At 64.1% G+C, this 26303-nt stretch carries 23 protein-coding genes; 10 read left to right on the top strand and 13 right to left on the bottom strand.

The features are described from left to right. Window positions 1-161 precede the first annotated feature (161 nt). From N826_RS01510 to pdxH, 4 genes are all read right to left on the bottom strand, one after another. A complete protein-coding gene (locus tag N826_RS01510; protein WP_044425541.1) occupies window positions 162-1736 on the bottom strand; it encodes a hypothetical protein in 1575 nt (524 codons plus the stop codon). A 277-nt stretch (window positions 1737-2013) separates the two neighbouring features. After that, window positions 2014-2364, bottom strand: coding sequence for a hypothetical protein (locus tag N826_RS01505; protein WP_147040033.1), 351 nt, complete (start codon window positions 2362-2364; stop codon window positions 2014-2016). A gap of 77 nt (window positions 2365-2441) precedes the next feature. Continuing rightward, window positions 2442-3401: a cation diffusion facilitator family transporter gene (locus N826_RS01500; RefSeq protein WP_044425848.1), complete on the bottom strand. Its 960-nt coding sequence runs from the start codon at window positions 3399-3401 to the stop codon at window positions 2442-2444. 30 nt (window positions 3402-3431) lie between these two features. After that, a complete protein-coding gene (gene pdxH, locus N826_RS01495; RefSeq protein WP_044425539.1) occupies window positions 3432-4052 on the bottom strand; it encodes a pyridoxamine 5'-phosphate oxidase in 621 nt (206 codons plus the stop codon). Window positions 4053-4254: 202 nt separating this feature from the next. Between pdxH and N826_RS01490 the strand changes: the two genes are divergently transcribed. Beyond that, window positions 4255-4728, top strand: coding sequence for an RT0821/Lpp0805 family surface protein (locus N826_RS01490; protein ID WP_044425538.1), 474 nt, complete (start codon window positions 4255-4257; stop codon window positions 4726-4728). A gap of 117 nt (window positions 4729-4845) precedes the next feature. After that, entirely contained in the window at window positions 4846-5763 is a 918-nt protein-coding gene (locus tag N826_RS01485; RefSeq protein ID WP_044425847.1) for a DnaJ C-terminal domain-containing protein, read from the top strand. A gap of 64 nt (window positions 5764-5827) precedes the next feature. Here the strand turns inward: N826_RS01485 and N826_RS01480 are convergent, their stop codons facing one another. Then, window positions 5828-6334: a hypothetical protein gene (locus N826_RS01480; protein WP_147040036.1), complete on the bottom strand. Its 507-nt coding sequence runs from the start codon at window positions 6332-6334 to the stop codon at window positions 5828-5830. Between the two features lie 57 nt (window positions 6335-6391). Here N826_RS01480 and N826_RS01475 point away from each other — a divergent pair, with 57 nt between their 5' ends. Both N826_RS01475 and N826_RS42770 read left to right on the top strand, forming a co-directional pair. Then, window positions 6392-6859, top strand: a complete 468-nt coding sequence (locus N826_RS01475) for a hypothetical protein (RefSeq protein WP_147040038.1) — start codon at window positions 6392-6394, stop codon at window positions 6857-6859. 413 nt (window positions 6860-7272) lie between these two features. Continuing rightward, a complete protein-coding gene (locus N826_RS42770) occupies window positions 7273-7437 on the top strand; it encodes a hypothetical protein (RefSeq protein WP_157599312.1) in 165 nt (54 codons plus the stop codon). A 16-nt stretch (window positions 7438-7453) separates the two neighbouring features. Here the strand turns inward: N826_RS42770 and N826_RS01470 are convergent, their stop codons facing one another. Further along, window positions 7454-8362 (bottom strand): SMP-30/gluconolactonase/LRE family protein, encoded by a 909-nt coding sequence (locus N826_RS01470; protein WP_044425535.1) that lies wholly within the window; start codon window positions 8360-8362, stop codon window positions 7454-7456. A gap of 123 nt (window positions 8363-8485) precedes the next feature. Between N826_RS01470 and N826_RS01465 the strand changes: the two genes are divergently transcribed. The 5 genes from N826_RS01465 (at window position 8486) to N826_RS01445 (ending at window position 13312) form a co-directional block, all read left to right on the top strand. After that, window positions 8486-9541, top strand: a complete 1056-nt coding sequence (locus N826_RS01465; RefSeq protein ID WP_044425534.1) for an Ldh family oxidoreductase — start codon at window positions 8486-8488, stop codon at window positions 9539-9541. Between the two features lie 154 nt (window positions 9542-9695). Beyond that, on the top strand, window positions 9696-10535 hold the full coding sequence (locus N826_RS01460) for a universal stress protein (protein ID WP_044425533.1): 840 nt from the start codon (window positions 9696-9698) through the stop codon (window positions 10533-10535). A 34-nt stretch (window positions 10536-10569) separates the two neighbouring features. Further along, entirely contained in the window at window positions 10570-11496 is a 927-nt protein-coding gene (locus N826_RS01455) for a ribokinase (RefSeq protein ID WP_044425532.1), read from the top strand. Window positions 11497-11584: 88 nt separating this feature from the next. Then, window positions 11585-12766 carry a M20 aminoacylase family protein gene (locus N826_RS01450; RefSeq protein ID WP_044425531.1) on the top strand — a complete coding sequence of 394 codons (1182 nt, stop codon included), beginning with the start codon at window positions 11585-11587 and terminating at the stop codon, window positions 12764-12766. 81 nt (window positions 12767-12847) lie between these two features. After that, the gene (locus tag N826_RS01445; RefSeq protein WP_044425530.1) at window positions 12848-13312 is read left to right on the top strand and encodes a protease complex subunit PrcB family protein; all 465 of its coding nucleotides are present in this window, start codon (window positions 12848-12850) and stop codon (window positions 13310-13312) included. 60 nt (window positions 13313-13372) lie between these two features. Here the strand turns inward: N826_RS01445 and N826_RS01440 are convergent, their stop codons facing one another. The 5 genes from N826_RS01440 to N826_RS42765 form a co-directional block, all read right to left on the bottom strand. Further along, window positions 13373-14197 (bottom strand): MBL fold metallo-hydrolase, encoded by an 825-nt coding sequence (locus N826_RS01440; RefSeq protein WP_044425529.1) that lies wholly within the window; start codon window positions 14195-14197, stop codon window positions 13373-13375. Between the two features lie 113 nt (window positions 14198-14310). Next, window positions 14311-14646 carry a hypothetical protein gene (locus N826_RS01435; RefSeq protein ID WP_044425528.1) on the bottom strand — a complete coding sequence of 112 codons (336 nt, stop codon included), beginning with the start codon at window positions 14644-14646 and terminating at the stop codon, window positions 14311-14313. 160 nt (window positions 14647-14806) lie between these two features. Then, a complete protein-coding gene (locus N826_RS39570) occupies window positions 14807-17707 on the bottom strand; it encodes an ATP-binding protein (RefSeq protein ID WP_084720402.1) in 2901 nt (966 codons plus the stop codon). A gap of 101 nt (window positions 17708-17808) precedes the next feature. After that, window positions 17809-18972 carry a DUF2336 domain-containing protein gene (locus tag N826_RS01425; protein WP_044425527.1) on the bottom strand — a complete coding sequence of 388 codons (1164 nt, stop codon included), beginning with the start codon at window positions 18970-18972 and terminating at the stop codon, window positions 17809-17811. Window positions 18973-19250: 278 nt separating this feature from the next. Then, window positions 19251-19427, bottom strand: a complete 177-nt coding sequence (locus tag N826_RS42765; protein WP_157599311.1) for a hypothetical protein — start codon at window positions 19425-19427, stop codon at window positions 19251-19253. Window positions 19428-19637: 210 nt separating this feature from the next. Here N826_RS42765 and N826_RS01420 point away from each other — a divergent pair, with 210 nt between their 5' ends. Beyond that, window positions 19638-21347, top strand: coding sequence for a hypothetical protein (locus tag N826_RS01420; RefSeq protein WP_147040040.1), 1710 nt, complete (start codon window positions 19638-19640; stop codon window positions 21345-21347). Window positions 21348-21400: 53 nt separating this feature from the next. Here the strand turns inward: N826_RS01420 and N826_RS01415 are convergent, their stop codons facing one another. Beyond that, on the bottom strand, window positions 21401-24655 hold the full coding sequence (locus tag N826_RS01415) for an error-prone DNA polymerase (protein ID WP_044425525.1): 3255 nt from the start codon (window positions 24653-24655) through the stop codon (window positions 21401-21403). Further along, a complete protein-coding gene (locus tag N826_RS01410; protein WP_044425524.1) occupies window positions 24652-26178 on the bottom strand; it encodes a Y-family DNA polymerase in 1527 nt (508 codons plus the stop codon). The genes N826_RS01415 and N826_RS01410 overlap by 4 nt, the downstream gene beginning before the upstream one ends. Between the last annotated feature and the right edge of the window lie 125 nt (window positions 26179-26303).

The raw sequence follows: 26303 nt of genomic DNA, 5'->3' as shown, positions 1-26303 counted from the left end.
GATCCATTTTTAATTGTTCAGGAGTTCTGATTCCTCCGTTTCAAAATGCTCACATTTGTTTATTAAATGAACCTTAATTAGCGAATGACTTAAACGATCACTCTATCGATCGATCGGATTCGATCTCGATTCCTGTATCAATGGTTGAAAACACGCTACCTTCATACAGCCTGGAATTCCGGCTGGCCGAAGCTGTCGAAGATGGAAAACCCTGCGATCGACGGGATCTGGAACAAGGCGGCGGACTGCCACTGGAAGCCGTCGCTTGTGGCAGCCCACGACTGGGAGCGGTCGGCCGGGTAATCTCCGAACAGGCCGCCGAATCCCTGTGAAGTGCCCGAACCGCCTGGCAGGACAGACCAGTCCTGGCTTGGGTCGCAGGCATCCCGGTTCAAGACCGAGGCATGGCCGTCCGGTGCCGAGTCGGCCTCTCCCGCGCCGGTCGATTCCATTTCGCTCCCGCTGCCGTCGTCGTCGGTACTCCCGCTCTCCTCGCCAGCGTCTTCGCTCCCAGGCAACTTGACCTTCAGGCCGCCGGGGGCGATGCCGAAAACGCGCATGCCTTCGCCTACCCGGCCGGCCAGTTCCGCCCCTCGGCCGCAGATGTCCGTGAACAGCGTCGTCAATGCGCCGGATGATCCGAGCACCGCTTCGAAGCTGTGGGTCAACTCCGCCAAGGCCCGCCAGACTCCGGCCTCGCCATCCGGCCCCAGGGTGGCGGCGCTGCTGCCGGCTGCGGTCAGCGTGTTCCGGTCCATGGCTGCACTGCCGGTCAGGCGGTCTGCGTCCGCATCATAGGACAAGTCACGGAACAGGCCTGCTACCGGCCCCTGCCCGGCCAGTTTCAGCATCGCCGCATCGCGGACCTCGTCGAACAGGCCGGAGATCTCTTCCGGCGGCAGGACGTTCGCGATCCCGACGCCGGAAGCATTGCCGAAATAGCTGTCCAGAAAGCTGGCCTGTGCCCTGTCGGCTGCGCCGCCTTCGACTCCGTCGATCCCAGCCCAGCCGTAAAGGATTCCCGTTACCTCACGTTCCACTGTGACCAGGAAGCCGGCGTCCGCTCCACCCTGGCCCGAAGACATGAAATCGGCCACCCGCTGCCTCAGGCCGTCGCTCGCCCCGATCGCCTCGCTGAGATCGGGCAGGTGCCCGCGACCGCGCAGATTGGGGAAACCTTCGCCACTTTCGGGATCGGTCATCCGGCCGTCTTCGGCATCGTCGGCAAACCCGGCATCGAAACCGAAGCTTTCGCGCGGAGCGCCCGCGTTTTGCAGAAGTTCCGTCCAGCCGTCGGCATTGTCCTGATCGAACAGGCCGTCGGCGCCGAGGTCGCCGGACGCCACTGCGACTGCCGCCGCGGCTCGGGTGGTCAGGGTTCGCACATCCAGGGCGGCGACAGCCGAAGCGGCGGCTCCGTAATCGGTTCCCCAGTTGCGGGAACCTTCCCCACCGGGGCGCTTGGCGTTGTCCTCCATTTCCAGACCGCCATCGCCGCCGCCACCGGCACCGGCACCGCCACCTCCCCCGGCTTCGGTGAACATCGCCTCCAGCATCTTGCCGTCGAATTCCGACACCGCCCGGAAGCCGTCCTCGGGGATCGAAGGGCCAATCGTCCGCTCCGCACACGCGTCGCTTTCTTCCCGCGCCGGCCTGGGCGAGGCGGCACGGTTCGGCCTGCGGCCGGTGAAGAAACCGAGAAGCTGGCTCCCCGCGCTTGCAGAGAAAACACCCATCGAGAGCTCCGAAGTTGGTCGAGGCGACCTGTTCGAGGCACTCTCTTAACAGCGGTCTCCGTTAAATAAAACGTTGCCAAATCTGCTAGTTAGCCACACATAACAATAACAAATCTAATGAAAATCCCGCCATTGTATTCCGCTTCGATACGATGGAGTTCATTAGAAACTGAAATATTACTCCTTTGGATAGGTATTTATTATTGAAAGGTATAAGAAAACTGCCGGATAGTTAAGTTTTTCAGCGACACCATGCCGCAATGCGGAACTTAATCGGCTACTGCTTCTCGACTACTTGCCATCCATTCTCGGCGCGGCTCAACTTGAGCCTTGCTTTGGCGCCGCGCTGGTTGAGCGTCAGGGCACCCTTGTGTTCGACCATCACGTCGAACTGGATCGAGGCTACGTAGATCCCCTTGCTGTCGGTGACGGCACCCAGCTTCTTCAAATTGACGATCCGCACGGCGTCGGGGATCATGCCGGCGTTCGGTCCCGCCGCCTGTCCGATCCTGACGAGCGCCAGTTCCTGGTTCGTCGAAACTTCAAGCAGGCTTGCTATGGCGTCCTCGGACGGCACCTCATCCTGGCAGGCGGTCAACGCCAGCACGGTCATCAACAGCGCAGCCAATTTCCGTATCACGACCGACCCCGAACGTCGCCTGATCCATATTCAGGTCAGATGATCGGGGGATCGAGGTTAAGATTTCACAAACCACGCCGAAGCCGGCCGGCTTCGGCGATCCGGGTGTCGAGCCGCTCGTCGCTGAGGCCGTAGGGTTCCTGGTGGACCAGCACTTCGGCCTGTGGAAAAGCCTCCATCAGCTGGGCTTCCACCGCATCGGTGATGTCGTGGGCGGCGGCAAGCGTCAGGTGGCTGTCGAGTTCCAGATGCAGTTCGATGAAGACGATGCTGCCGGCATTGCGAGTGCGAAGGTCGTGCATGTCACGCGTGGCGGGATGGGCCATGACGATGTCCCGGATGCGTTTCCGGTCGGCATGCGGCAGTTCGCGGTCCATCAGGGTATCGAGCGACCCCTTGGCGATCCGGGTCGCGCCGAACACCAGGAAGGCGGCGATGCCGAGCGCGAAGATGGGGTCCACCGACCCGACGCCGGTGGCATTGGTGATCACGAGCGCCGCGATCACCGCGAGGTTCATGAACAGGTCGCCGCTGTAGTGCAGGCTGTCGGCGCCGATCGCCATCGATCCCGTCCGTCGGATCACATGGCGCTGGTATGCCACGAGGCCGACGGTCAGGAAGATGGAGAGGATCATGACGGCGATGCCGGCAAGACCTTCCTGGATCTGCTGCGGATTGATCAGCCGGTTGATCGCCTCATAGCTGAGGAAAACGGCCGATCCGGTGACGAAGGCAGCCTGGGCGAGCGCCGCCAGCGACTCCGCCTTGCCATGCCCGTAGCGATGGGACCGGTCCGGCGGCCGCAAGGCGACCCGCACGCCGAGCAGCGTCACCAGCGACGCCAGCAGGTCCGATGAACTGTCGATCAGGGAAGACAGTATGCTGACCGACTCGGTGAACAGGTAGGCCGTCAGCTTGGCGACGATCAGCGTCGCCGCGACGGCGACGCTGGCATAGGTGGCGCGGCGGCGCAAGGCGCCGTCATGATCTACAGGCTCTGCCCGGTCCCGTTTCAAATCGGCCATCTTGTCGTTCCCTTGCACCATACGGCGCTATTAGGGGAACAGCCGCTCCGTTGTCCATCCTTTATCTCCCGCAGCATTTTCCCCGGCCCCTCCTCCTGCACGATGGAAAACCACGCGGTCGTGAAGCCGGAAAGGGCGGTCGTGCCAGAACTCTATCCGGCTGGGAAGTACACGGAAGCCCGACCAGTGCGGTGGCCGGGGGATCGTGCCGATCGCATGCTTTGCGGTGAACTCCGCCACTCGCTTTTCCAGCTCCCAGCGTCCTTCCAGCGGCCTGGACTGGCGCGATGCCCAGGCGCCGATCTGGCTGCCGCGCGGACGGCTATGATAATACTCGTCCGCTTCCGCCTCGCTCACCGCCTCGACCGGACCTTCGACGCGGATCTGCCGCTTGAGCGATTTCCAGTGGAAGCACAGGGCCGCGTTGGGATTTTCAGCAAGCTGGACGCCCTTTCGGCTTTCCAGGTTCGTATAGAAGACGAACCCCCTGTCGTCGATCCCCTTCAGAAGCACCATGCGGACTGACGGCACGCCCGAGGCGTCGGCAGTCGCCAGCGCCATCGCGTTGGGATCTTCAGGTTCCGACTTTTCCGCATCGGCCATCCATTGGCGGAACAGCCCGAAGGGATCGTTTGCATTAAACTCAATCATCTGTGATCCCCGTCATACGCTGGAGTGAAACGGAATATACATTATTAGAGACGATACGGATTTCCATGCGTCGGCGGACAGACCGGTCGGCCGATTCAGATGGCAGGTATCCTCGGCGGGGGATGCCGGTCCAGTGTCCGAATTGGCAGCGCCTGGGTGAACCGTCGCACTCTGGCATGAATTAACGAGGCTTTGCAGCAAGATGGTCAAGAAATTCGCTCCGGCGCTCCTCGCCTTGACGCTCGTCGCCGGATGCACGACGGACGGGATCGGTCCGAAGCAGGGATTCGGCACTTTGGGCGGTGCTGCCGCCGGCGGCCTGCTCGGTTCGCAGATCGGCGGCGGCACCGGCAAGCTGGTCGCGGTCGGCGCCGGCACGATCCTCGGCGCCCTGCTCGGCAGCGAGATCGGCTCCTCCCTCGATCGCGCCGACCAGGCTTACGCCGGGCGCGCGGTTCAGCAGGCTTATGCGGCTCCGATCGGACAGAAGATCGTCTGGAACAATCCCGAGAGCGGCAACTCCGGCGTGATCGTGCCAATCCGTGAGGGCCGCCAGTCGAACACAAACGCTTATTGCCGGGAATACCAGCAAACGGTTACTGTCGGGGGCAGAACCCAACAGGCTTTCGGCCAAGCTTGCCAGCAGCCCGACGGTTCCTGGAAGATCGTGCAGTAAGCTGCGGCGATCGATCGGGATAGTCGGACCTGTCAAGACGCCCGCCACCGTTCCGGATGGCGGGTGGTCGCCGTAGTGCCGGATCTTTTTGACAGGATACTTTATCTCGTGGCCGTCATGCGCGACCCTTATCAGGTTCTGGGATTGACCAGGTCGGCCTCAGCCGAAGAAATCAAACAGGCTTACCGGAAGCTCGCAAAGCAGTATCATCCGGACCTCAATCCGGGCCGCCCCGACATCGAACAACGGTTCAAGGACGTTTCGGGCGCCTACAACCTGCTGTCCGATACGGAAAAGCGCGGGCGGTTCGACCGTGGCGAGATAGACGCCAACGGCAACGAACGTCCGCTTCACCGGGCATATTCGGGCGGTGGACGCAGCGCCGGGGCGGGCGCCGGAGACTTCGGCGGTTTCGACGCGGAGGATCTTTTCTCCGACCTGTTCGGCGCCGGCCGCCGTCGCGGCGGAGCCGGTGCCGGCGCCGGTTTCAAGCAACGCGGCACCGACATCGCCTATTCGGTCACCGTCCCGTTCACCGAAGCTGCACTCGGCACCAAGCGCCGAATCAATCTTTCGACCGGCAAGAGCATCGACGTGGCTATCCCGCCGGGGACCGAAGACCAGCAGAAGCTCCGGCTGAAGGGCCAAGGCATCGCCGGCATGGGCGGGGCACCGGCCGGCGACGCGATCGTCGAGGTCCATGTCGAGCAGCACCCGTTCTTCGTCCGCAAGGAATCGGACATTCACCTCGAGCTGCCGATCAGCCTTCCCGAAGCGGTGCTGGGCGCCACGATCAAGGTGCCGACGCTGGGCGGTCAGGTCGCGGTCAAGGTGCCGCGCGGCTCCAACACGGGCGGCACCCTGCGGCTCAAGGGCAAGGGAATTCCCGACGCTAAAAGCGGGATAGCCGGCGATCAGTACGTGAAGCTGAAAGTCGTTCTGCCCGATCCTCCAGACAGCGAACTGGCATCCTTCCTGGAGCGCTGGGCCAAGGACCGCAGCTACGACGTCAGGAAAAAGGTCGGACTGGAATAGGAATGACGGCTGCGCGGAATCGCCGGGCTTGAAAGGCCCGGCACCCGCACGGCGATTTACTCGGCTATTCGATGACCCGGATGGACGGCTTGGCTGGCCGGCCGGGTTCCGGTTCGCGGATGGGACGGGCGGCCCGCGGACGCGGCGCCTGGACCTGATGGGACGGTTCGGGCAAGGCGGTGCCGGTATCGATGAGTTCCCGCAGACGCCGCTCCGCGCGCTCCACCGTTCCGAACAGCCTTGTCTCCCCCGCGTCGATGGCGGCGATCAGGGCGTGCAGCATCTGCCGCATCCGTTCGTTCTCGCCTTCCAGCTTGGCGGCGGCCCCGCGGGCGACGCGCAGTTCCTGTGCCTGCCGCTCGACCACGGAGGCCAGCTGCTCGATCTGGGTGATCAGGCCGCTGGTGCTTCCACGGTCGCGGCCGGCGCCTTCCAGGCGTGCCAGGGTATTGTTGAACTCGTCGAACAGGGCGTCGTCACCGCCGCGGTGATGATCCGCCGTGCGGCGCGAGGAGGAAACTCCACCTTCAAGATCGCCCCCGCGAGGGCGGATTTCAAAACTGCCCGACACCGTCATCTCCAGTACCCGTAACGCGGATCCTCCGCCGCATGGAGACAATTTTGGGGCTTGATGGTCAACAAGCGGTTAAATGGCGCGCAGTTGAGCATCTCCTTTCCGCCTTATTTTCGGCCTATGCCGGAGCCAACCAAACGGCTTGACGCGGGAACCGCAAACCGCGCTTATTCTTGGCAATTCCGAATCAAAACAAGGAACAGGTCAGGCACAGTCATGATTTATGCAACGGCGAGCACCTGGGCTCAGGACTTAAAGAAGCGGTTGAGTAACGTTCCGTTCAACATCGGTCCGCTGGCCGGCCTGATCGGGTTGGGGAGCTATGCGTGCTTTATCGTCGCAGGGGTCACGCTTTGGCTCGACGAGACAAGGTCGGCCTTTGCCGCGCTCGCTTCGTTAGTGGTCTTTGTAATCGGCCTGATCATGTTCGGCTGTTCCCTTCTGCTGCGCGCTTCGGTGGCGCCGCCTCAGACGCCGCCGAAGAAGCGCCCGCTTGAAATGACGCACCACGCGGCCGAATGACCGCGACGGGCGGCCCGGTCTCGCAGAGGGGACCGGGCTGGCCGCTTTGCCGTCGCCCTACAACTCACGCCCCCCGGAACTTGAGGTTGAGGCGAAGACGGTTGTAACGAACAAGCCGACAACGACGCCGAAGAAGGCCAACGCCATGAGAGGCGTATGAAATACCACCAGGGCGGCGGTGGCGAGAACCAAAGTCAGAATTTTCCACATGGCGAAGCCATCCACTATAAAGTCAAAAGTAGTAGGAGTAACCTCTTTAGCGACGAGCGGACTCTTTCGGCAGCGAAGTTACTTGACCTGTAAATGGCAACATTCGGCTGTCAGTCATGCTTAACGGCAATTAAATCTCTGTCATTAATCTGTCTTTTACTCGATCACGCTAATTTGTCTCCATCGGAACGGAGCGAGTTTCAATGCCTATCAGCAGCTATCTACTGACACCACCGCGCAGTCTTGAGCAGGTCATGGCCGATCTGGGGCTCCAGCCATTCGACAGTTCCACTTTGCGCCACGACAACAGCAACACCCCGCCGGATGCGGAGCGTGACGCCGAGGCTTCTTCAACCTCGGCGTCGTAGCCGTCGACCCGTCCGGTCAGAACCGCCCCGCCCCGACGGCGCCGACATAAACACTGTAGAGCGACGTCGTGGCGGTGATGAACAGCCGGTTCCGTTTCGGTCCACCGAAGGCGAGGTTGGAAACTACCTCCGGAACCCTGACTTTTCCCAACAGGTCGCCGTTGGGCGAGAAACAATGGACACCGTCGCCGGCGCTGGTCCAGATGTTCCCGTCGGTGTCCAGGCGGAACCCGTCCGCCAGCCCGGGCTCGATCGTGGCGAAGACTTCGCCGCCCGACAGGATCCCCGATTCGGAAACGGTGAAGGCGCGGATATGGTGCGGTCCGTCGTCACGATGCGAAGCTCCCGTATCGGCGACGTAGAGCATCCGTTCATCCGGTGAGAAGGCGATGCCGTTCGGCTTGTCGAAGTCGCCGGCGGCCACCGCGACTTGGCCGGACTCCGGATCGATCCGGTAGACGTGGCAGCCGTCCTGCTCGATCTCGGACTTGTGGCCCTCGTAGTCGGTCAGGATGCCGTATGGCGGATCGGTGAACCAGATCGAGCCGTCCGATTTCACCACGACATCGTTGGGCGAGTTCAGCCGTCTTCCCTTGTGGCTGTCGGCCAGTACGGTGATGGAGCCGTCGTACTCGGTCCTCGTAACCCGCCTGGCGCCATGTTCGCAGCTCACCAGCCGGCCCTGGCGGTCGCGGGTGTTGCCGTTGGTGAAGTTCGACGGCGAGCGGAACACGCTGACGCCGCCTCCCTCCACCCAGCGCATCATCCGGTTGTTCGGTATGTCGCTCCAGATCAGGTGCCCGCCGTCTCCGAACCAGACCGGCCCCTCCGCCCAGCGCATTCCCGTATGCAGTTTTTCGATGAAGACATTGCCGAGCGCGTAACGGCGGAACCGGCTGTCGACGATCTCGAAAGGACTTTCCATCTTGCTTGCTCCTCCCCTATGGGTTTTCCCATGGCGAATTTTTGTTGCCATGGCAAACGATCCGCTGCCCCATGGGCGGCGTCAACATCAGAAAATTCAGACAGAGCGCATGGAGGAAACACGATGCCACGCTTCGCCGCCGATAAGCTCGTCGGGTATGCCGAAGCCCTGCTTCAGGCTTCCGGCCTGCCGGCAACCCGGTCCAGGACCGTCGCCGAGATCCTGGTGGAAGGCGACCTGTTCGGCCATACCACCCATGGTCTCCAGTTGCTCCCCGGCTACCTGAAGGAAATCGATGCCGGCACCATGACGACCGGCGGCGACCCGGAAACGATCGCCGACACCGGGCCTGCCATAACCTGGGACGGACGGCGCCTGCCCGGCCCCTGGCTGGTGGTCCAGGCGCTCGATCTGGCGAGCCAGCGCGCCGTGCAGTACGGCACGGCTACCGTCGTGATCCGGCGCAGCCACCATATCGCTTGTCTGGCCGCCTATCTGAAACGGGCGATCGACAGGGGACTGGCGATCATCCTGGCAAGCTCCGATCCGGCGGGCGCCAGCGTGACGCCGCATGGCGGCATCGGCCGGATCATGACGCCCAACCCGCTGGCCGCCGGCTGGCCGACATCCAAGGGGCCGGTCCTGCTCGATGTCAGCATGTCCACCACCACCAACGGGCTGACCAACCGCAGCCACGCCGAAGGCAAGCCCCTGCCCCATCCCTGGCTGATCGACGGCCACGGCAACGCCACTGCCGATGCTTCCGCGTATTTCGCCGAACCGCCCGGGGCGATCCTGCCGCTCGGCGGCCTCGACCTCGGGCACAAGGGCTATGCCTTGGGATTAATGGTCGAGATGATGACGTCGGCGCTGGGCGGGTATGGCCGCGCGGACGGAGCGACCGGTTGGGGCGCCTCGGTCTTCCTCCAGGTGTTCGATCCCGACGCCTTCGGGGGCCGGGACGGTTTCATCCGGGAAACGACCTGGTTGGCCGATGCCGCACATGCCACGCCGCCCCGTCCCGGCGGGCCGCCCGTCCGGCTGCCCGGAGAAGGTGGCCTGAAACGGCGCGCGGACCAACTCCGCAACGGGGTAGAGCTGTACGACGGCATCCTGGAAGGACTGGAGCCCTGGGCCGATCGGCTGAGCGTCGCGAAGCCGCGCAGCCTTTCTTCCTGAACGGCCTTTCGTCCTGAACGCCTTTCTTCCTGAACACCCTTTTGATCCTAATCAATGATTGGGGACCGGCAACGGGAGGATGCTGGTTTGGAGGGCAGGGAGCCCTTTGCCTGCCTGCCAAGGCGGCGATGATGCAAAAAGAGGGAGAGAAACCATGGCGCTCAAGAACCTGGTCGTCGTCGTGGACCAAACCGCCCAGTCCACTGCGCGGGTCAATGCCGCGATCCTGCTGGCCGAGAAGCACGACGCGCACCTGACGGGCCTGTTCATCGCCTCTCCCCCTGTCCTCCCCAGCTATGTGGCGGGCGAACTGGGCGAAGGCATCATCGCCATCCAGCGGCGCACCGCCCAGGAGCATGCGGATGAAGCCGCCGCCCTGTTCCGCCGGGCCGTCGAACTGGCCGGTATCGGCGGCCGGTCGGAATGGCGCGCCCTGCGCGGCAATCCGACGGAAGTGACCGGCATCGTCGGCCGCTATGCCGACCTCGTCGTCGTCGGCCAGGTCGACCCCGACCGCGACGGCGAGGTGCCGCCGGTCCATCCGGAGGACGTCCTGTTCAACTGCGGCCGGCCAGTGCTGGTGGTTCCCTATGCGGGTCGACAGGCCAGCATCGGCGAACGCGTGGTGATCGGCTGGAATGCCAGCCGGGAGGCCGCCCGCGCCGTCAACGACGCCCTGCCGCTGCTGGAAGCTGCCCAAAAGGTCAGCGTCCTTGCCGTCAACCCGAAGCCCGGCTTCGACGGGCTGGGAGACGAACCAGGAGCCGACATCGCACTCCACCTGGCCCGCCACGGCGTCATGGTGACCGCCGATCACTTCTCGGCCAGGGGCATGGATGCGGGCGACATGATCCTGAACTACGCGACGGACGTGTCGGCCGACCTGCTGGTGATGGGCGCATATGGCAGGTCGCGGCTTCGCGAACTGGTGTTGGGCGGCGTAACGCGGCATATTATGCACCACATGACCATACCGGTGCTGTTCTCACACTGAGCGGCGCCGTTTTTCTTCAGGGAACGGGACTGCCATGATTCTGGTTTTCGGCTCACTCAACATGGACCTCGTGATGACGGTCCCGGTTCTGCCGAAACCTGGAGAGACGGTCCTGTGCCCCGGCTATACGCTGAAGCCGGGCGGGAAAGGCAACAATCAGGCCGTCGCCGCAGCCCGCGCCGGCGCGCCGGTCGCCATGGCCGGCTGCGTCGGCCCCGATGCCTTCGGTTCGGGTCTGGTCGAGAACCTCGTGCGCGCCGGCGTCGATACCTCCGGCATCCATCTGGTCGAGCAGCCGACCGGCTGCGCCATGATCTGCGTCGATGCCGATGCTGAGAACTTCATCTCGGTCGCCAGCGGCGCCAATCTGGCGGCCGCGTCGGACCGGGTGGAGGATTCCAGGCTCGGTCCGGGCACCACTGTCCTGATGCAGATGGAAGTGCCGGCGGAACAGAACTGGGCGCTGATCCGGCGCGCCCACGACCTTGGCTCCCGCACCGTGCTCAACGTGGCGCCCGCCGCCGACGTCCCGCCGGAAGTCCTGAAGCTGATCGACGTGCTGGTGGTCAACGAGCATGAAGCGGCGGAGATCGCCGACCGCCTCGGCCTGTCAGCCAGTTCCGCCACCGGTCTCGCCCGCGATCTGGCGCGGACCTGCGGCGTCACCTGCGTCGTGACCCTGGGCAGCGCCGGCGCCCTAATGGCTGAGTCGGACGGGGCTCTCTGGACGGCGGCTCCGCTCAAGATCAACCCTGTCGATACCACCGGCGCCGGCGACGCCTTCTGCGGCATCCTCACGGCCGCACTGGACGGCGGCGCCGAACCGGCGGAGGCGCTTCACCGCGCCAGCGTCGGTGCGTCGCTCGCCTGCATGGCCCTGGGCGCCCAGGAAAGCCTGCCGACATCCGAGGCGATCGATGCCCGCCTGCATGAGGTAGCCGAACCTCTGCGTCTGTCCTGACCGCGATCTCTCTGCTAACGTGTCCCCGGCCCTCCCCCGGCCCACTTGTGTCCTTGCGGGCAAGCTTGCACGAAACCAGAGACGATACATGCCGATCATCAACCGAATCGCTGATTTCCAGGAAGAGATGACCGCTTGGCGGCGCGACTTCCACGCCCATCCCGAAACGGCGTTCGAAGAGTTCCGGACTTCCGGCATCGTCGCGGCGAAGCTTGAGGAGTGGGGCATCGAGGTGCATCGCGGCCTTGGGGGCACCGGTGTCGTCGGCACGCTGAAGGGTGGCGGAGCCTTGGGCAACGGCAAGTCGATAGCGCTCCGCGCCGACATGGATGCGCTGAACATGCAGGAACAAAACGATTTTCCGCATGCGTCGACGAATCCGGGCAAGATGCATGGCTGCGGCCATGACGGCCACACCACCATGCTGCTCGGAGCCGCCAAGTACCTTGCGGAGACACGCAACTTCGACGGCACGGTCCACTTCATCTTCCAGCCGGCCGAGGAAGGCAAGGGCGGCGCCCAGAAGATGGTCGAGGAAGGCCTGTTCGACCTGTTCCCGGTGAGCGAAGTCTATGGCATGCACAACTGGCCGGAAATGCCGGCAGGCACCATAGCGGTCCGCACCGGCCCGATCATGGCGGCGGCGGATCAGTTCGACATCAAGGTCCGCGGCAACGGCGCCCACGGCGCCATGCCCCATTTCGGCATCGATCCCGTCGTGGTCGGCGCCCATATCGTGACGGCGCTGCAATCGATCGTCAGCCGCAATACAGATCCGCTGCGCTCGGCCGTTGTCAGCGTCACCCAGATCCACGGCGGCTCCGCCTACAACGTGATCCCGAGCGAGGTGACGCTCAGCGGTACCGTGCGGACCTTCGAGGTCGCGGTGCAGGACATGGTCGAAGCAGGATTGCGGCGCGTTGCGACCGCCACGGCGGAAGCCTTCGGCGCCACGGTGGAGATCGACTACCGCCGCAACTATCCCGCCACGGTCAACACCGCCGAAGAAACGGTGTTCGCCGGCCGGGTCGCCGCCGAGGTGGTCGGGCCTTCGCAGGTCATCTACGATCCCGCCCCCAGCACCGGAGCGGAAGACTTCGCGTTCATGCTCAACAAGAAGCCCGGTTCCTATGTCTGGATCGGACAGGCCGGCGGTCCCAGCGCCTGCATGGTCCACAATCCCGGTTACGACTTCAACGACGAGATCCTGCCGGTGGGCGCCAGCTATTGGGCCAAGCTGGTGGAAACAGCCCTGCCGCGAGTTGCCTGATAGATGCATATTCCCCGTTTCGCTGTCCCTGGAGCCGTACTCACAGCCGTTCTTATCCTGGCAAACGGCTGCACTCCCGCCATGAACCTTCTGGCGGGCGAACCCCTGTCGAACGCCGAGGGCGCCCAGGCCGGGCGGGCTCCGCCCGGCATCGACGGCCATTTCGAATGGAGCGGCATCCAGGCCGGCGTCCAGGGCCGCACGACCCTGATCGCGCGGACCGAACAGGAGTGGCAGGACATATGGAACCTGGCGGCCAATCCGGCACCCGGTCCCCTGCCACAGGGCTGGATGGGAATCGGGATATTCCTCGGCATGCGTCAGACCGCCGGTTACGGGGTCGCGATCGAAGGCATCAACGAGCAGATAACGACCGATCAGCGCTTCACCGAGCAGGGGCTGCCGGCGAGCCGGGAGATGGTGATCTCCTACGGGGAGAGAATACCGGCCCCCGGCACCATCAATGCCCAGGTATTGACGTCGCCCTACGTGATCAGGATCGTCCCGCGTAGCGACTGGCCGACCCGGTTCGTCCAGACGCGGTGACCGCCGCCGCAAGCATCGTTCCCAGGCCGGTCATTCCCCGGCCAATCATTCTCAGGCCGGTTATTCCAGCGTGACCGTTTCCCCCTCGCGGGCGGCAAAGACGGAAGACCAGACCGATTGCGCCTCCGCCTCGATCTCTTCCATGCCTGTGTCGTCATGGTCGGGTTCGTGGTGGAACAGGGCAAGCCGGCGGGCACCGGCCGACTGGCACAGCTTGATCCCCTCTACCCAGGTGGAATGTCCCCATCCCGCCTTGCAGGCAAACTCCTTCTCGGTATAGGTCGCGTCGTAGATCACCAGATCCGCACCATCGATCAGTTCCAGGATGTTCCGGTCCGGCGCATCCGGCACATGCTCGGTGTCGGTCACATAGGCGAGCGAATGCCCCTCGTGATCGATCCGGTAGCCGCAGGCGCCATCCGGGTGGTTCAGCACCGCCGTCCGGACGGTCAAGCCACCGTCGAGGGTCAGCGTATCGCCGGGGCGGAAATCCTCGAACGTCAGGTCGGCGCGCATCGTCCGCATCGGTACCGGAAAGAGCGGTGGGTCCATCTGGGTTGCCAGCACCGAACGGATGTCGGGACAGGCGTTGAAGCGTCCGGCCATGATGCGGAACGAAAAGTCGGGTTTGTAGGCCGGCTGGAAGAAGGGAAAGCCAGCGATATGGTCAAGGTGGAAATGACTGAGCAGGATGGTCGCCCGGCGGGTGGTCCGCGAGATCAGGTCCTTTCCGAGTGCCCGAAAACCGGTACCGCAATCCAGTATGATGGTGTGGTCGCCCGCCGTCACCTCGACGCAACTGGTATTGCCGCCGAACCGCATGTGGGTCGACGAAGGACAGGGTATCGTACCGCGCACGCCCCAGAAGGTCGCACTGAACGCCATGGCAAACCGGTGCTGGTTAAAAAAGCAGAACGAAAGGCTACCACCTTTCGGACAATACCATTGTGACGCTCATCACAACTTTCGACAACCAGCCAAAACGGTCCGGCGCTCGATCAGCCCTGAATTCCGGATGCCGACAGCGCTTCCTCCATCACCGCCGGGTCGATGAACAACGCGGCAAGGAAGCCGAACACATAAAACGCAGCGGCTTCATCCCAGCGGGTGAAGGTGGCGCCCCAGACAGGTTGGCGTTTTACGGCCGCCGCGAAGGCGCTCATCAGCGCGTTGATGAAAAGAAATCCCGCCAGCATCACGGGAAAAAGCTCACGCGGCCAAAGCAACGCCAGCAGTACGGAAAAGCCGCCGAGAAGCGCCACACGAGTCATGCTGCGGAGGTTGGGATCCGCTGGTTCCGGATCACGGCCCCGGTTGGCATCCGAATCGAACATGGTTCGTTTACTCCAGCCGGTGGAAAAACCGTTTTGCGATTTCAGGCTCTTCGATTTCAGATGGCGTTGTACGATCGCGATGCAAGCCCTTGACGCAAAGGAACGGCCACCGGGATCATGCTTGCGGCGGAACGGCTGGGTCGGAAGCCGGATCGGGGCATCAGAAGCAGGCGATCAGGGCTCGCTTCAGGTCGTCGGGATTGACGGGCTTGTGCAGCAGCCGGCACTCGACCTTCTGCGCTTCGATCAGGCGTTCGGGCGAAGTGTCGCCCGTCATCACCAGACCGGCGATGCCGATATGGGACGGATGCTGCCTGACCAGTTCGATCACCTGAGCGCCGGTGGCGCCGTTGGGCAGGCGGTAATCGGTAAGGACCAGATCCAGGACCGGAACCTGTCCATGGGCCAGAAGGTCGGCAACCTCCTCGAAAGCGCCGGCATGCACGACCCGCATTCCCCAGTCCTCAAGCAGCATCTGGAGTGCGGTCAGAACGGCGTGATCGTCGTCCACGACCAGCACCGTGCGTCCGGCCAGAATGCGGTCCTGCCATTGCTCCTTGCCGCTCCATGCCTTTTCCGGCTGCTTCACGGACGCATCCGAGACCGGGACGGTGACGGTGAAGATCGATCCTTCGCCGACCTTGGAAGTCACCTTGACCGGATGGCCGAGCAGGCGCGCGGTGCGGGCGACGGTACCAAGACCAAGGCCGATGCCCCGGTTGCGGTCTCGCGCCGGGTTGTCCAGTTGCAGGAAGTCCTGGAAGATCGCTTCGGTCTGATCCTCCGGTATCCCAGGGCCGGTATCGGCGACATGGATGTCCACCGAAGTGTCTCCGCGCACGCATTCCAGGAATATGCATCCGCGCGTGGTGAACTTGACCGCATTGGACAGCAGGTTGCGCAGGATCTGTTCGAGCAGCACGGGGTCGCTGTATACCGCCACCGTCGCAGGCCTCACCTCGAACATGAGCTTCGCGGCGGAAGTCTGCGCCTCGAACTCGGCCGCCAGCCTGCTGAGCAACTCGTCGAGGTCGAAGGTCTGGAGCACGGGCTTGACAATGCCGGCATCAAGGCGCGCCGCGTCAAGCAGGCCATTGAGCATGCCTTGTAGCCCTTTGACCGATACGTCGATCATTCCGACCAAGTCGCGGACATCGGGCGAGATCTGCTTGTTGCCGAGCAACTCGAGGAACAGGGAAACGGCCTGAATCGGCTGCCGCAAATCATGGCTGACTGCGGCCAGGAAGCGGGTCTTGGCGGCACTGGCCTCCGTTGCGGCGTCGCGGGCCCGGCGCAGTTCCTGTTCGGCCAGCCAGTCCACCGTGATGTCGCGGATGATGCCGACCATCCGCTCGGGCTTGCCGTCGGGCCGGCGGATCACTTCGCCGACCGATGTGATCCAGGCGGTCCGGCCGCTTTCGTGGACGACCCGGAAGATGTGGTTCCAGTCGGACCTGCCTGCCAGCGCATCCGCCAGTCCCTGCTGGAAGGCCGCGATGTCGTCGGGATGCACACGCTCCAGCAGCGGTGCGAGTCGGGTATCGGCCTCTCCGGGCTGAAAACCGAACAGCCTGTCCACCAGCATCGACCGTATCATCGCACCGCTGGCAGGATCGTACTCGAACTCGCCGAGAGCCGCCGCCTGTGTGGCGAGCCGCAGTCTCCGTTCGCCGTTGCGTACCGCCCTCTCGGCACGGGAGCGTTCGACCGCCTCGCCGATCAGTTCCGCGACGCGTTCGGCCATGAGGATCTCGTCGCTCGACCACTGCCGGGGAACGCTGTCGTGAAGGGAGCAAAGCGCCAGCAAGCGATTGGATCTGGTAAGAGGTACCGCCAGCAGGGCCCGCGTTTCGATCCGCTTGAACGCTTCAAGGCCCGCTGCCGTCCGCTCGTCGGTCATGACATCCTCGACCGCTAGGGTATGCCCGCGGTGAAGATGCTCCAGCGCCGCCTCGCCAAAATCGCCCAGCGTAATATCGCTCGGAAATTCAGGGGCATTGTCGACGTATTGCCGGTACGCGCCGACACTCAAGGTTGCCGGATCGATCTCGGCGAAGACCATGCGCGAGGCGCCGAAATGACGTCCGGTCAGGACGAGGGCGACCTCCATCATCTCGGTCGGATCCGCCAGCAGGCGGATCGCCTCGTTCAGGTCCGCCATCAGCCGCTGGCGTGCTTCCTGCTGCTTGCGTGAGGTGATGTCCGTTTCGATGATGCCCAGACCGTCGGGAGACGGGTAGACATGGTATTCCGACCAGCGGCCGAATCGGGGGTGAAAAGCTTCCGCCTGGACCGGCACCTGCTCGTTTTCCGCCCGATACGCGGCGGCTTGGAGCGGACTGCCGATCGCCTCGGGGAACAGTTCCCAGAAGGAGCGTCCGATCATGTCTTCCGGCGCCATGCCGCAAGCCTGCGCCGCCATGCGGTTGACGCGTGTAAAGCACCATGAATGGTCGACCGACATGAAGGCATCGGTCAGGCTGGAAAGGACCGTGTTGAGCGTGGTGCGTGCGGTCGCCACTTCGGCGGATTGGGCCAGCGCCAGGGCCGCCGCCCTTAGCAAGGAGATGACGAGACGGCGTTCCTGCGGTGCCGGCTCTCCAGCCAGGAACGCCGCGAACCGCTGGGCCGGCCTGCCGAGCCGGTCCTTGACCGGAACGACCATGATCGTTCCGGCCAGCGGGACTCCGCCCGGCGCGGTCGTAACCGACAGGGCGGAAAACAACTCGACCTCAGCCGGGCAGCACGACTCCGGAATACCGATCCTGAACAGGGAAGCAAGCTGAAGGCCCGCGGGAAGATCGGACTCGGCGTTCCGGCCGATAAGGTCGAGCATGGCGGCATTGGCGTACAACAGCGGCGACTTCGCCAGCTCGTAAGGCCATGTGACGCCGACAAGGACCAGAGGAACCTGACAATCGGCGATGATCGCCATGGCATCGGCCGGGATATCGCTCACGCGCAAGTCAGGGCTATGCTCACGCCCATGCCGAGGGTTGTAGGTAGCCTCGTCCCGTTGCGAGTAATGCGCCACCGGCTCTCCTGCATGGGTAGCTTCCATGGTCCAGTTCGATAATAAAGTTAGTTAGTAGGCTGATAAATGATACCAGAACAGAAAGCGATAAGCGACGAATCATGAAAAATTATACACAAGAAGCAATTTTATTGTTTTTGACTGCCGCTAGCAGTTGCAGGGACGACGTCTTTTAGACGGACATCGGTTTTGTGATCGAACAGCTGTAGCAGAAGTTCCTCGATGTCCTTGTCGCCGCTGCTGCCGCAGTCGTTGAACACGCGCGCGACCGCCTTCTTCTGAAAATCCGGGCGATGCCCCTCGTCGTCGCGGTACCCCATCTCGCGGACGACAGCCAGGGCCGCGCGAAACGGCGGCAGCAGGGCCGTAGGGATTTTCGAACGTTCGAAGGCTGCGCGCATGCCAAGCTGACCTTCGTCGAAGACGAGCAGTCGGGCGTTGGCGACGCTCAGGTTGCAACGGACGGCTATGCCGGCGACGAACATGTCGACGTCGCCGCTACAAAGAACACGGAGCAGCAGCGACGGACTCAGGCGGTTGTTGGCATGGAGATGCTTCACGAAGAGTTCGGCATCGCGGAAGCGTCCGGAGAGTGGCTTGAGGAGGAGTAGGGTCGCCGCCTCCCGGCCGTGCTCGACAAGCCCGCCGAGCACTCCCACTGGGAGATCATGGCGTGCCGCCAGTTCGTCCCGGATTTCCTCCGATACGTAATGGATCAACTTTTCGATTACGGCGATCGGCAAGTCGACTCGGCCAGCCATGGACTCGCTGATCGCATCAATCCCGCCGAAACGGTCGAGAGTCTTCTGAAGGGTCGGCTCCGTCAGGTCCGCACCCGGATTGCGGACCAGCCGTTCGATTGCCGTGACGTTGCCGGTATCGACGATGGCGTCGGAGACGCCGGCCGATACTTCGTCCCTGGCAGCTATGGCCACCTGTTTCTTGCTGTCCCGCTGCTGAACGATGCCGACCAGGAAATCGTCGGATAGGGCGGAGGCATGACGCAGGATCGGGAACGCGACTTCGGCGACGTCATGGGCAAGCCGCTGGGCCAGATCGTCATTGAGCAGCGGGCTGTTATAGATCTGCCAGGCTACCGCCTCCCGGACCGCCATCTCGGCGTCTATGGCCAAGCGCTGGAGGATCTGGCGGACCAGATCTTCCTCCTTGGCTGCGAACCTCCCGGACTCGAAATCGGCGACCACCTTCGACATGGTCTCGATCCTCGCCTGGGGCGAGCGATCCACCAGCAGACGTTTGACGTCCTGTTCAGAAAGTCCGGCCCCGGTCATTGTCCTCTCCCGCCCCAAAGGGCTGGTCCCCGCTCACGGCATTCAGTGTGTTCGGCATTTTAGATGCTCAGGTAACACGAAAGGGTTAACCGCTCAACTTGACAGGAGAAATGGTTGAAATCTGCGGAAAAGATTCGGGCCGTGAATCCGGTCTCTCCAATCGATCTTGATCGGGAAGACTGGACCCACGGCCCAACGACTTGAGGCGGACCACCAGCGGCGCAAACGAACAGCAAAATGCGGATATACTTGGCGCCCGGTTTGCCGCAGCGCCGTGGTCAGGCCTTGATATCGATCTTATGGCCGCTGTTGCCGCCTGACTGCGCCGAACTCTGAACGAGTTCCTTGGTGCTCTGCATAGCGTCCGTGACGACCTGCGCCTGTGTCTGCTGGCTCTTCTGACCGATTTTCTGGCCGATGACGCCTAGGGGCGAGGGATAGCTACCAACTTCCATTTTAATTCTCCGCATTTTGCGAGATCGATGACGAAACTTACCTCTTTCGATTACGCCGGTCAATCATCGCAAGCGACAATTCGCACCATAGATAACCCTATCGGATTGCAAAAAGTTTTAAGATACTATGCATTATGGTTATTCCAAGGCTATAGAACGGCAGGATGTCGCCTTGCTGTGTGGTTCACGATCCAAAAAGGGTCCGATTGCGTGTCTGAAACTATCGAAGCCATTGGAAAAACCCGGATCTACTTCGAGCTGCACACATACCATGGCAGCTACTGGATGTGCGCCAGGATCACGGACGACCTGGAGGAGGCGGAAGCCGGCGCACGCAATGCGCAGGCGGACAAGGTCGGTTTCGGCGTCAGGATAGCGCGCTGTACGGAATACGAGGATTACGGGCACGTAAGCCGGACCATCCTGTCCCGTACCCTCTGGCGCGACGGCATGGTCGATCCGGCCATACCGCTGATCATGCCGGTCCCCGGCGGCGACGGGCTGTGCCGGGTCCCATCGGACCTGCGCGGCGACAGGGCGCGGGAAATCATCGCGACATCGCTTCAGCGCTATATGGACGACAACCGCCTGACGCCGCTCGAACTGCTGCATTCGGAAGCGCACGCGCTTCGTCTGAACGATGCCGGCACGACCTTGCAGGGGGCTCTCCAGAAAGCCGCGATCAATCAGGTCCAGGGATCCGACGTCCCGGTCCAGCGCCGCTTCAAGGAGCTGCTGGCGCTGGCCGACCAGTTGCTGGGCGAGCTGAGGGCCGATGCCAAGAAGGCGCCGGTGCTGGCCTGCGTCTCCGGGGGATACGGCTCCCAATGCGCTGGGCTGGAAGCCAAGCACGGAACTGCCGCCTCCTACCATATCTTTCGTGCCCTGGCGCTCTATCTCGCCGACAGCAAAGGCTGGATCGGCAAGCTCGACGCGTTGGGCCATCTCGTCGAAGAGGACCTGCCGGCCCGCTTCGTGATGCCGATCGACGCGATCCTTGCGGAAATCGTCAACGCGACGACGACGCCGAACGAGTTGACCGGACCTGAGCATTCCGACCGCTTGACCCAGATCCGGGCGCTGGTGGATCTCCATGCCGGACGCTACGAGCCGCCGTCGAACCGGGCCTCCGACGGCATCAGGGCGCTCAACTGGCTGATCAGCCGGGGACAGTGCCCGCGGACACGCAGCACGATCGAGCGCCGGGTGGTCCGCGAACTGACCAATCTGGCGCCTCTGAAAGCGGAGCGGGCGCTGTGGAACCAGGCTCAGACGCTGCACCTGCTGATGGAACTCTTCCGGAAGACGCCGCCGCTCGCCGACGACATCGAGATGCTGGAAACCTTGGAGCAGCGTGCCCTTCGCCTGATCAACCCGGAAAGCGTGACCGAGGCGATCAGCCAGTGCCGGCTGCCGTCGGAAAAGGTCCGTACGCTGGTGCGGATCGTCGATTTGATGCCGTACGTCGCCAGCAAGGCCAAGATGACGGAGTTCGTGCGCGCCGCATGGTCGCCGGACGATTTGGTCCGCGAGAGTGGCGGCAAGGACCGTCCGGCGGCCCTGCCCGTTCTGGTCGGCATGCATCGGGACGTGGCGGGCGCCGATATGGATGCCGACACCAAGGCAAGACTGCTGGGCGATTTGGACGCGACCCTGCTCGACATCATCCGCATCGACGTCTTGAACGCGCCGAACCGCAGCTTCATGGACCGCATCCTGCAACTGATGAAGCTGTGCGCCGCTTCCCCCCTGCCGGAAGGCAAGGCGCGGGCCTGCGCCGTCGAGGCGGTCGGCCGTGCGGTCAACAGTCCGGAATTCCTCGAACCTTTCATGAAGCGCTTCAAGGCGGAAGCGGAACGCAAGCAGGCGCTGCTGTCGCTCCGCACCCTGCTGAAGACTTCGGGGCTAGCGTCGCGCTGACGCACTCCCCGGCGGCAAGCCGTCGATCTTCCCGCTATCTGCCGACCTTCCCGCTATTTAAAATTCCGCCCGTCGGGAAAGACCTGGACGACCTCGCCGCTCTTGCGATAGTCCGCAGTTGGGCGCTTCACCTCGTCGGCCCGGGCGATGCCGCCGGCCATGGCGCCGGGCTGGAAGTAATCCGGCTCGGCGGTCAACTCGCGCAGGCGAAAGCTCAGGTCTGCCAAGTGGTCGGCAAGCAGGTGGATCACGCCGTCCTGGCGCTCTACCCGGCCGGTCGCGCCGATCAGGCGGGCTGTCAGGATCACCTTGCGGAACCGCTCGAACACGGGCGGCACGACGATCAGGTTGGCGACGCCGTGCTCGTCCTCCAGCGTGATGAAGACGACTCCGTCGGCGCTGCCCGGCCGTTGCCGGACCAGGACGAGTCCTGCTACGGACATCCTCGTACCATGGCGCACCTCGGCCAGCCGGCTGGTCGGCAGGATCCCGGATTGCCCCAGTCCATCCCGCAACAGGGTAAGCGGATGGCATTTCAGCGACAGGGACAGGCTGGAGTAGTCCTCCACCACATGCTCGCCCAGAGCCATCTCGGGCAAGGCGACTTCGGGCTCGTCCACGACGGCGCCGTCGAGCCGGGCGAACAGCGGCAGCGGCTCCGGTCCCAACGCCTGCACCGCCCACAATGCCGCGCGGCGGTCCAGGCCGAGGGAACGCCATGCATCGGCCTGGGCCAGCAGTTCAAGCGAGGACGCCGACAGGCCGCTGCGCCGGCGGACGTCAGGGGGGTCCCGGAACGGAGCATCCAGGCGGGCGGCCATCAGTGCGGCGGCCTCCGCCTGACGGAATCCCTTGATCTGCCGCAGACCCAGCCGCAAGGCATGGAACCTGCCGCCGCCCCCTTCTTCCTGGACCGGCTCGAGCGTGCAGTCCCAGTCGGAATGGTTGAGGTCGGGACTCCGCACGGTCACGCCATGCTCCTGCGCGTCGCGCACGATCTGGGCCGGGGCGTAGAAGCCCATGGGCTGGCTGTTCAGCAGGGCGCAGGCGAAGACGTCGGGATGGTGGCACTTCATCCAAGCCGAGACATAGACCAGCAGCGCGAAGCTCGACGCATGGCTTTCGGGAAAGCCGTAGGTGCCGAAGCCTTCGATCTGGTGGAAGCAGCGTTCGGCGAAGGCCCGGTCGTAGTTGCGCGCGACCATGCCCTCGATCATCTTCTCCCGGAAAGTGTGGATGATGCCGACCTTCTTGAACGTCGCCATGGCTCGGCGGAGCTGATCGGCTTCCGACGGGGTGAAACCGGCCGCGACGATGGCGATCTTCATCGCTTGCTCCTGGAACAGCGGCACGCCGAGCGTCTTTTCCAGCACCTGACGCAGTTCTTCCGACGGGTACTCGACCTTCTCCTTGCCCTGCCTCCGGCGCAGGTAGGGATGGACCATGTCGCCCTGGATCGGACCGGGCCGGACGATGGCGACCTGAACCACCAGATCGTAGAAGGTCTTGGGACGCAGGCGCGGTAGCATGGACATCTGCGCCCTGCTTTCCACCTGGAACACACCCAGGCTGTCGGCCTTGCACAGCATGGCATAGACCGCCTTGTCCTCCGCCGGGATGGTCGCCAGTGTCCAGTCCTTGCCGTAGTGGCGGGCCAGCAGGTCGAAGCCCTTGCGCACGCAGGTCAGCATGCCGAGAGCCAATACGTCGACCTTCAGGATGCCGAGCGCGTCGATATCGTCCTTGTCCCACTCGATCGTCGTCCGGCCGGGCATGGCCGCGTTGACGATCGGGCAGAGTTCCGACAAAGGCCCCCGCGTGATTATGAAGCCGCCGACATGCTGTCCCAGGTGGCGCGGGAAATTGAGAAGTTCGGCCGAGACATCCAGCACCCTGCGAAGCGTCGGATCGGCAGGGTCGAGCCCGTGCTCGCGTGCCCGCTCCTCGTCGATCCCTTCCCGCCCCCATCCCCAAATCGAGCCGGCGAGCCGTCCCACCGTGTCCTCCGACAGGCCGAATACCTTGCCGACGTCGCGAACGGCGCCGCGTGCCCGGTAACGGCTGACGGTGGCGGCGATCCCCGCCCTGTCGCGGCCGTATTTGGCATAGATGTACTGGATCACCTCTTCCCGCCGCTCATGCTCGAAATCAACGTCGATGTCGGGCGGTTCGTTGCGCGCGGCGGAAACGAAGCGTTCGAACAGCAGGTCGGACCGTGCCGGGTCCACGGCGGTGATGCCCAGGCAGTAGCACACGGCCGAGTTGGCGGCCGAACCACGGCCCTGGCACAGGATGTCGCGCGACCGGGCGAACCGCACGATATCGTGGACGGTCAGGAAGTAAGGCGCGTAGCCGAGCTGCTCGATCAGCGGCAACTCGTGATCTATCGCCGCCTGGACCTTGGCCGGAACCCCCTCGGGATAGCGCTCGGCGGCACCCAGAGCCGTCAGATGGGCAAGTTCCTGCTGCGCGGTGCGGCCCTCGGCGGTGATCTCATCCGGGTATTCGTAGCGCAGCTCGTCCAGCGAGAAGGCGCAGGCGGCGGCGATCTCCGCCGTGCGGGCGACGGCGCCGGGGTAGCGGTGGAACAGCCGGGCCATTTCCTCAGGCGCCTTCAGGTGCCGCTCGGCATTGGCCGCCAGCAGGTAGCCGGCGGTGTGGAGCGTGCGGTGCTCGCGGATGCAGGTCAGCACGTCCTGAAGCACCCGGCGGTGCGGTGCGTGGTAATGGACGTCGTTGGTGGCGACCAGCGGTACCCGGACATCTACGGCCAGCGCCGCCAGATGCGCCAGCCGCCGGGCATCGTCGCCCCGGTAGAGGTGACTCGCCGCCAGATAGAGCCGCTTGCGGAACCGTGCCCGATAATCCCGCAGCGCTGCGACGAAGTCGTCGTCCGGATGCTCCGGCGGCACGGCGATCAGGATCTGGCCTTCGTCATGCTCGTACAGGTCGGCGCGGCTCAGCTCGCACTGCCCCTTGGGCGCCCGCCGGCGGCCCACGGTGAGCAGCCGCGACAGCCTGCCATAGGCGGCCCGGTCGGTCGGCAGGCACAGCAGGCTCGGTCCGTCGGTCAGGTCGAGCCGGCAGCCGACCACCAGACGGATACCCGCACCCTTCGCGGCGATATGGGCACGCACGACGCCGGCCAGACTGTTCCGGTCGGTTACCGCGATGGCGGCGTGTCCCAGCGCCGCCGCACTCAGCGCCAGTTCCTCGGCATGGGAGGCGCCGCGCAGGAAGGTGAAGTTGGTGGAGACCTGAAGCTCGACATAAACCGGACCGGATACCGAAGACCTGGGGACGGTCACGGGAAGACCCCGTGCAGGTACCAGCGCGCCGCGCGGTCCTGCTGGTAAAGGCCGGCACGGTAGACCCAGAAGCGACGGCCGGCCAAGTCCTCGACGCGGTAATAGTCCCGCATTTCGGTCAATTCACGCCACCATTCCGGCTCCAGCCGCTCCGGTCCTTCAGCATGGGCGACCTTGTGCGGGACGTCGCGCCAGCGGAACATCATCGGCGGATCGTCCGGCACCGGGGCCATGACGTGGATGGGTTCGGGGCGCGTCAGCAGGCGGACGGGGCGGAAACGGTCGGAAGGCCACGGCGCAGCCTGATCCGCCTTCGGACCGGGACCGTCCAGCGCCGCCGCCTGCTCGACGTTGTTCTCCGGCCACCAGCTTTCCCGCGGCAGCAGGCGGCGCACCCTAGGCAATCCGAGGCGGTTGCCCAGCCGGTCCACCAACTCGGCCTCTTCTTCGCGTTCTCCGGCGAACAGCGCCGGGGATCCTACCTGCATCGTGGTCTGAACGGCGCCGAGCGGTTCGGTCGTCGCGGCCAGGATCATGATCTCGACGCCGGGGCCGGGCTCGACCCGATCCAGTTTTTCGGCAAACAGGCGGGCAAGGTGGGGAGGGGTTCGAACCGGCCGGCTGGTCCCGACGCTGGACCGCTCGACACGGCCATCGACCCGGAAGAAACCCAGGTCGAGCCGTCTCGCCCCTTGCCCCGCCCGCTCCATGCCGGCGCACAGATCATCCAGCAGATGGCGGGTGGCGACGGTCAGGTTCTCCGGCGTCGAAATCGGTTCTGCGAAGGCGGTGCGGACGATATGGGGCGGAACCGGCCGGCGCGGCGAGATCGGCTCAGGCGAGATCGCCAGCGCCAGATCCAGCCGACGGGTGACGACGGCACCGAATCTTGCGGTGATGCCGGCGCGCGGCATCGCGTAGAGGTCCCCGATCCGCCGCATCCCGACCCGGCGCAACCCGGCCGAAGTTTCCGCAGGCAGCCTCAATCCCTCGACCGGCAGCCCTGCAAGGGCTTGGCGGCCCTGCCCCGGCCGCACGATGGCATAACGTTCCGCACCGTGGCGCGCCATCGCCCAGGCGGCGCCGGGCGTATCGGCGATGGCGGCACGGCTTCCATAGCCGAAACCGTCAAGCCGCCCGGTCAACCCATCCAGCAACGCCGCCTCGCCGCCGAACAGGTGGCCGCACCCCGTGATGTCGAGAAAGATTCCATCCGGGGAATCCAGACCGATCCAGGGCGTATAGCGCCCGCACCAGTCGGCCAAGCCGTCCAATGCCCGCGCATCGGCCGGAAAATCGGCATCGACCGGACGGATCGCAGGCTCCAGCGCGCGGGCGTCGGCCAGCGTCATGCCCGGCTGGATGCCGGCCGATTCGGCGATGGCATTGGCCGACGCAACGATCATCCGGCCACGATCCCCGACGACGGTGACCAGCGGCGATCTTCGCAAGGCCGGCTCGCGCCGGGCCAGCCGGTCGGTCGCCAGCCCAGGCAGCCATAAGGAAAGAACCCGCCGCGCCATCGATATTCAACCACTCCCGACCTCTTGCCCCAGCCCCTGGCGCCAACTCTCAGCACTGTGCCGCCATACCCCTGACTCACCAAGAACAAATCAAGAACACACTATGCGCGCAAAAAGATCAAGAG

Source organism: Skermanella aerolata KACC 11604 (genome assembly GCF_000936425.1).
Lineage (GTDB): Bacteria > Pseudomonadota > Alphaproteobacteria > Azospirillales > Azospirillaceae > Skermanella > Skermanella aerolata.
This window is presented reverse-complemented; position numbering and strand designations above follow the sequence as displayed.

Coding starts and splice junctions, on each gene's coding strand:
- N826_RS01510 (WP_044425541.1), bottom strand. CDS start 1,736: ATGGGTGTTTTCTCTGCAAGCGCGGGGAGCCAGCTTCTCGGTTTCTTC.
- N826_RS01500 (WP_044425848.1), bottom strand. CDS start 3,401: ATGGCCGATTTGAAACGGGACCGGGCAGAGCCTGTAGATCATGACGGC.
- pdxH (WP_044425539.1), bottom strand. CDS start 4,052: ATGATTGAGTTTAATGCAAACGATCCCTTCGGGCTGTTCCGCCAATGG.
- N826_RS01490 (WP_044425538.1), top strand. CDS start 4,255: ATGGTCAAGAAATTCGCTCCGGCGCTCCTCGCCTTGACGCTCGTCGCC.
- N826_RS01485 (WP_044425847.1), top strand. CDS start 4,846: ATGCGCGACCCTTATCAGGTTCTGGGATTGACCAGGTCGGCCTCAGCC.
- N826_RS42770 (WP_157599312.1), top strand. CDS start 7,273: ATGCCTATCAGCAGCTATCTACTGACACCACCGCGCAGTCTTGAGCAG.
- N826_RS01470 (WP_044425535.1), bottom strand. CDS start 8,362: ATGGAAAGTCCTTTCGAGATCGTCGACAGCCGGTTCCGCCGTTACGCG.
- N826_RS01465 (WP_044425534.1), top strand. CDS start 8,486: ATGCCACGCTTCGCCGCCGATAAGCTCGTCGGGTATGCCGAAGCCCTG.
- N826_RS01460 (WP_044425533.1), top strand. CDS start 9,696: ATGGCGCTCAAGAACCTGGTCGTCGTCGTGGACCAAACCGCCCAGTCC.
- N826_RS01455 (WP_044425532.1), top strand. CDS start 10,570: ATGATTCTGGTTTTCGGCTCACTCAACATGGACCTCGTGATGACGGTC.
- N826_RS01450 (WP_044425531.1), top strand. CDS start 11,585: ATGCCGATCATCAACCGAATCGCTGATTTCCAGGAAGAGATGACCGCT.
- N826_RS01445 (WP_044425530.1), top strand. CDS start 12,848: ATGAACCTTCTGGCGGGCGAACCCCTGTCGAACGCCGAGGGCGCCCAG.
- N826_RS01440 (WP_044425529.1), bottom strand. CDS start 14,197: ATGGCGTTCAGTGCGACCTTCTGGGGCGTGCGCGGTACGATACCCTGT.
- N826_RS01435 (WP_044425528.1), bottom strand. CDS start 14,646: ATGTTCGATTCGGATGCCAACCGGGGCCGTGATCCGGAACCAGCGGAT.
- N826_RS39570 (WP_084720402.1), bottom strand. CDS start 17,707: ATGGAAGCTACCCATGCAGGAGAGCCGGTGGCGCATTACTCGCAACGG.
- N826_RS01425 (WP_044425527.1), bottom strand. CDS start 18,972: ATGACCGGGGCCGGACTTTCTGAACAGGACGTCAAACGTCTGCTGGTG.
- N826_RS42765 (WP_157599311.1), bottom strand. CDS start 19,427: ATGGAAGTTGGTAGCTATCCCTCGCCCCTAGGCGTCATCGGCCAGAAA.
- N826_RS01410 (WP_044425524.1), bottom strand. CDS start 26,178: ATGGCGCGGCGGGTTCTTTCCTTATGGCTGCCTGGGCTGGCGACCGAC.